This window comes from Streptomyces sp. RP5T, assembly GCF_003933965.1.
Taxonomy (GTDB): domain Bacteria; phylum Actinomycetota; class Actinomycetes; order Streptomycetales; family Streptomycetaceae; genus Streptomyces.
Genome location: NZ_RSAJ01000642.1, coordinates 1 through 4,479 on the forward strand (window position 1 = coordinate 1; position 4,479 = coordinate 4,479).

A 4,479-nucleotide genomic window follows, 5' to 3' on the forward strand; every position below is an offset into this window, starting at 1 on the left:
CAGCAGGCCATCGGCGAGGCGATCCGCGGAGCTCACGCCGAGGGCCGCACGGACGCCAGGGCCGCCCGGTGAACGGCTTCTTCGACATCCCGAGCGACCTCCAGCACAGCTGGCTCGGGCTGATCGGGCTGCACCTGCGGGAAGCCCTGCTCCCGGTCCTCGCCGGGCTGCTGATCGCCCTGCCGCTGTCCCAGCTGTGCGTGCGCTTCCGGTGGCTCTACCCGCCGGTGCTGTGGGTGACGACCGTGCTGTACGCGATCCCGTCGCTCGCCTTCTTCGTGGTCCTCATCGACTACACCGGCCAGACCGAGCTCACGGTGATGATCCCGCTCACCGTCTACACGCTGGTCATCCTGGTCCCGGCGATCGTCGACGGCGTCCGTTCGGTGCCGCAGGAGACCCTCGCGGCCGCGACCGCGATGGGTTTCGGACCCGTACGCCGCTACCTCCAGGTCCAGTTGCCGATCGCGGTGCCCGCCATCATCGCGGGGCTGCGGGTGGCGACCGTGTCGAGCATCTCCCTGGTCAGCGTCGGTGCCCTCATCGGCAACCAGGGCGCGCTCGGCAACCTCATCAACGACGCCAACATCTACAACCGGCCCGAACTCGCCGTGAACGCCGTGGTCACCATGGCGGTCCTCGCGATCCTCGCCGACGGGCTGCTGGTCGCCGTACGACTGCTCCTGACGCCGTGGATGCCGAGCGGCGCGCGTGCGCGGCGCGCGCAGCGGCCCGAACCGGAGGTCGCCGCCCGGTGAACGTCCTCAACTTCGTCAACGCCTTCTTCAGCGACAGCGCGCACTGGCAGGGCTACGACGGCATTCCCACGCGGCTGGCCGAGCACGTCCAGTACACCCTGGAGGCCCTCGCCATCGCCGCGGCGATCGGACTGCCGGTGGGGCTCGTCACCGGGCACTACGGGCGCGGCGGCAACGCGCTGGCCTTCATCGCGGTCGCCGGGCGGGCCCTGCCCACCTTCGGTCTGCTGGTGCTGATGACCCTGTCCCTGGGGTTCGGGCTGATCAACGTGATGATCCCGCTGGTCGTCCTCGCCGTACCGCCCATCCTGGTCACCACCTACGAGGCGATGCGGTCGGTGGACCCCGCGCCGGTGGACGCGGCCCGGGGGATGGGCATGCACGAGGTGGAGGTGCTCTTCCGGGTCGAGCTCCCGGTCGCCCTTCCGCTGATCCTCGGCGGGCTGCGGTCGGCGGCCATCCAGATCGTGTCGACGGCCACGATCGCCGCGTACGTGTCCCTGGGCGGGCTCGGGCGGTACATCGTGGACGGGCTCTACCAGCGCAACTACGAGAAGGTGGTGGGCGGGGCGACGCTGGTCGCCGCGCTGGCGCTGGTCACGCTGGCACTGTTCTGGGGGATCACCCGGCTGACCGTGTCACGGGGAGTGCTCCGCAGCAACCAGTAGTTCCAGCAGTTTCCCCCGCCCGGCCGGGCGCCTGCCGTGACGGCGCGTCAGAGCACGGCGAGCCGGTCCACCAGCAGGTCCAGCCGCTGCTCGGTGTACTCCGGCGGCAGGCGGCCCGCGCGGGACAGGGTGGCCAGGCCGTGCAGGGACGCCCAGAACAGCTCGGTGAACACGCCCGGGTGGACGCCCTCGCCCGCGACCTCGCCCAGGCTCTCCAGCAGCGCGGCGAACGCGTCCTTGAGCTGGGCCGGGGTGTCCTCCCGGGCGAACGCCAGGCCGCCGTCGAGCTGGAAGATCGCGTCGTAGACCGCCGGCTTGCGGACCGCGAAGTCGAGGTAGGCGCGGGCGAGGGCGGCCACCCGCGCGCGGGGACCGTCCGCGGCGGCGGCCGCGGCCCGCACCGCCGCGGCCAGCTCGGCCGCGCCCTCCAGGGCGACGGCCCCGATGATCTCCCGTTTGCCGCGGAAGTGGCTGTAGAGGACGGGCTGGCTGTATTCGATGCGCTCGGCGAGCCGGCGGGTGGTGACCGCGTCCCAGCCCTGCTGCTCGGCGAGTTCCCGGGCCGTGGCCACGATGAGGCGCTCGCGCTCCGCCCGTTCGCGCTGCTTGCGATCCTGTACCGACATGACGCGATCCTAGCGCCGCTAGACATTCGAGCGGCAGCAGGTCTAGTGTTGCCTCATTCGCTAGCAGTGCTAGATCCCAGAAGGGGGAAGCACCATGCTCACCGGACTCGAGGTCGTCACCACCGTGGTCGTGGGCGTGATGGTGGGGGTGGAGTTCTCCGTTGCCTTCGTCATGAACCCGATCCTCAACGCACTCCCCGAGGACAGCGCCCAGCGCGGTCACGCCCACGGCGGCCGCATGCTCGGCGCGGTGATGCCGTTCTGGTACATCGGCTCACTCGTCCTCGCCGCCGTCTGGGCCGTCGCCGGATGGCAGCACGGCACCGGGCTCGTCGTCACCGCCGCCGGGCTGCTCCTGCTCAGCGTGGTCATGTCGATCCTGCTGCTCGTTCCGATCAACAACCGGAACAAGACCTGGACGCCCGAGACGCGGCCCGCCGACTGGAAGCAGCAGCTGAACCGCTGGGAGCGCCTCCACTACGTCCGCGTCGCCGTCATCATCGCCGCCTTCGCGCTGCTCGCCGCCGCCCTCACCTGAGCCCGAGGCTCATCCCCCGGTACGTTCCAGGGCCTGTTCGAGGACGACCAGCAGCGCGTCCCGCACCGAACCGCGCTCCCTCGCGTCGAAGACCAGCACCGGGACGCGGTCGTTGACGTCGAGGGCCCAGCGGACCTCGTCCAGGGTGTGCTCGACCCGGCCGTCGAAGGCGTTGACGGCTACCGCGAACGGGATCTGCCGGTGCTCGAAGTAGTCGACCGCCGCGTAGCAGTCGTCCAGGCGCCGGGTGTCGACGATGACCAGTCCGCCCACCGCGCCCTCGACGATGTCGTCCCACATGAAGCCGAAGCGCTCCTGGCCCGGCGTGCCGAACAGGTACAGCTTCAGGGTCGGGTCGACGGTGATGCAGCCGAAGTCCATCGCGACCGTGGTCGTGGTCTTGCGCGGGGTGTGGCTGAGGTCGTCCACACCGGCGGCGACCTCGGTGATGGCGGCCTCGGTGGTCAGCGGCTCGATCTCGGAGATGGAGCCGACCGCGGTGGTCTTGCCCACCCCGAAGCCGCCCGCGATCACCATTTTGACCGGCAGCGGCGGTCGTACGGCGGCGGAGGGCGCGGCCGAGGGCCGGGTGGCCGGTTCAGTCGGTGTCACGGAGTACCCCTCGGGAGTCGGGGATGGCACGCAGGCCGTCGATGAGCCTGCGCAGGACGGAGGCGTCGTGGGTGACGCCGGTGTCGGGCACGTGCACCGTCAGCTGCCCCGCCGAGCGCAGGTCCTCGGCGAGGATCCGCACCACGTTCAGGTGCAGCCGCAGCCGGGCCGCGATCTCCGCGATGGACTGCGGGAGGCGGCACGCGGCGACGATGTCGTGCTGTTCGAAGGACAGCCGGTCGAGCACGGCGAGTCCCTCGGCGGTGGCCACCACCTGGGTCTCGACGGGCATCGTCCGGCCGGCCGGGTCGGGCGCCACCCGGCCGGCGGTGACGAGGAACGGCCGTACGGCGGGCACGGGACCGCCCGGCTCCGGGCTCGGAGGCGTGCTGCCGTCCGCCATGACTGCGCTTCCTCCTCGGTCAGCGCTTCGACGTGGCGCCGACGCTGTTCTTCAGTTCGAGTACGAGCTGAGGGCTGAGCGCGGCACCGGCACGGTTGGCGAACAGCGTCATCTCGTACGCGATGTTGCCGAGCTTGGCCTCCTTGTCGGTGACGACACCGAGCACGGCGCCGCTGCCGATCGCCGAGACCAGGACGTGGCCGCCCTCCAGGTCGATGATGACCTTGTTGAGGCCGCCGAGTCCGTAGTTGCCGGAGGCTCCGGCGGCCAGGCTCGTGATGCCGGAGACGATCGCGGCGAGGCGCTCGGAGTCCGCGGGCTCACGCAGCTCCGAGACGGCGATGAGCAGCCCGTCCGAGGACACGGCGATGGCGTCGACGACGCCCGCGGTCTCCGTCGCGAAACGGTTCAGCAGCCAGGTGAAGTCGGCTGCGGCGGCCTGCAGGTCGGCGGGCGTGGTGCCTTCCGTAGGCGTGTCACCTGTGGGCGTGCTCACTGCTCCGCTCCTTCCGGGGAGTGGTTCTGGTCGTGCGGGGGGCTGGATGCGGTCTGCTGGGTTTCCACGTCGTCCCTGAGTACGGGTCTGGTGTGGCTGCCGGTCTCGCTGTCCCGGTGGGCGCGCTCCACGGCCGCCTCGAACTCGTCGAGCGCGTCCCGCACGGCTTCCGCGTCGGCGGGCGGGAGGGGCGCGGACTTCGGTACGGCGTCGGCGCCGACGGTGGTGCGCAGCGTGGCGCCGCGGACCCGGCGGCGCAGGGGGCGCGGGCCCTCGCCCTCGCCCTCTTCCTCGGCGCCGGGTGCGTCGCCCGTGCGGGCCTTCGGGATGAACGGCGGTGCCGGCGAGGGGGGTGCGGAGGCGGGACCCGGGTCGCGG

General features: G+C 71.6%; 7 protein-coding genes and 1 pseudogene. 3 read left to right on the top strand and 5 right to left on the bottom strand.

Annotation, left to right across the window (positions count from 1 at the left end):
• The first annotated feature begins 68 nt into the window (after positions 1 to 68).
• Entirely contained in the window at positions 69 to 758 is a 690-nt protein-coding gene (locus EHS43_RS38190; protein WP_037720287.1) for an ABC transporter permease, read from the top strand.
• On the top strand, positions 755 to 1,426 hold the full coding sequence (locus EHS43_RS38195; RefSeq protein ID WP_125195193.1) for an ABC transporter permease: 672 nt from the start codon (positions 755 to 757) through the stop codon (positions 1,424 to 1,426). The genes EHS43_RS38190 and EHS43_RS38195 overlap by 4 nt, the downstream gene beginning before the upstream one ends.
• Positions 1,427 to 1,473: 47 nt before the next feature.
• Here the strand turns inward: EHS43_RS38195 and EHS43_RS38200 are convergent, their stop codons facing one another.
• A complete protein-coding gene (locus EHS43_RS38200; RefSeq protein ID WP_125195194.1) occupies positions 1,474 to 2,052 on the bottom strand; it encodes a TetR/AcrR family transcriptional regulator in 579 nt (192 codons plus the stop codon).
• Positions 2,053 to 2,146: 94 nt separating this feature from the next.
• Here EHS43_RS38200 and EHS43_RS38205 point away from each other — a divergent pair, with 94 nt between their 5' ends.
• Complete coding sequence (locus EHS43_RS38205) at positions 2,147 to 2,590, top strand: DUF1772 domain-containing protein (protein WP_125195195.1); 444 nt, start codon at positions 2,147 to 2,149, stop codon at positions 2,588 to 2,590.
• 9 nt (positions 2,591 to 2,599) lie between these two features.
• On the opposite strand, the gene EHS43_RS38210 is transcribed toward EHS43_RS38205, so the two are convergent.
• From EHS43_RS38210 to EHS43_RS38225, 4 genes and pseudogenes are all read right to left on the bottom strand, one after another.
• Complete coding sequence (locus tag EHS43_RS38210) at positions 2,600 to 3,202, bottom strand: ATP/GTP-binding protein (protein WP_125195196.1); 603 nt, start codon at positions 3,200 to 3,202, stop codon at positions 2,600 to 2,602.
• Entirely contained in the window at positions 3,189 to 3,605 is a 417-nt protein-coding gene (locus tag EHS43_RS38215; RefSeq protein WP_125195197.1) for a DUF742 domain-containing protein, read from the bottom strand. Before EHS43_RS38215 ends, EHS43_RS38210 begins: the two co-directional genes overlap by 14 nt.
• Before the next feature lie 19 nt (positions 3,606 to 3,624).
• Entirely contained in the window at positions 3,625 to 4,101 is a 477-nt protein-coding gene (locus EHS43_RS38220; RefSeq protein WP_037720281.1) for a roadblock/LC7 domain-containing protein, read from the bottom strand.
• A pseudogene (locus tag EHS43_RS38225) lies at positions 4,098 to 4,479 on the bottom strand (ATP-binding protein); the annotation flags it as partial. The gene EHS43_RS38220 and the pseudogene EHS43_RS38225, both read right to left, overlap by 4 nt.

What these genes read in the sequence shown, in the direction of transcription:
- EHS43_RS38200 (WP_125195194.1), bottom strand. Translation starts at nt 2,052, where the DNA reads ATGTCGGTACAGGATCGCAAGCAGCGCGAACGGGCGGAGCGCGAGCGC.
- EHS43_RS38215 (WP_125195197.1), bottom strand. Translation starts at nt 3,605, where the DNA reads ATGGCGGACGGCAGCACGCCTCCGAGCCCGGAGCCGGGCGGTCCCGTG.
- EHS43_RS38205 (WP_125195195.1), top strand. Translation starts at nt 2,147, where the DNA reads ATGCTCACCGGACTCGAGGTCGTCACCACCGTGGTCGTGGGCGTGATG.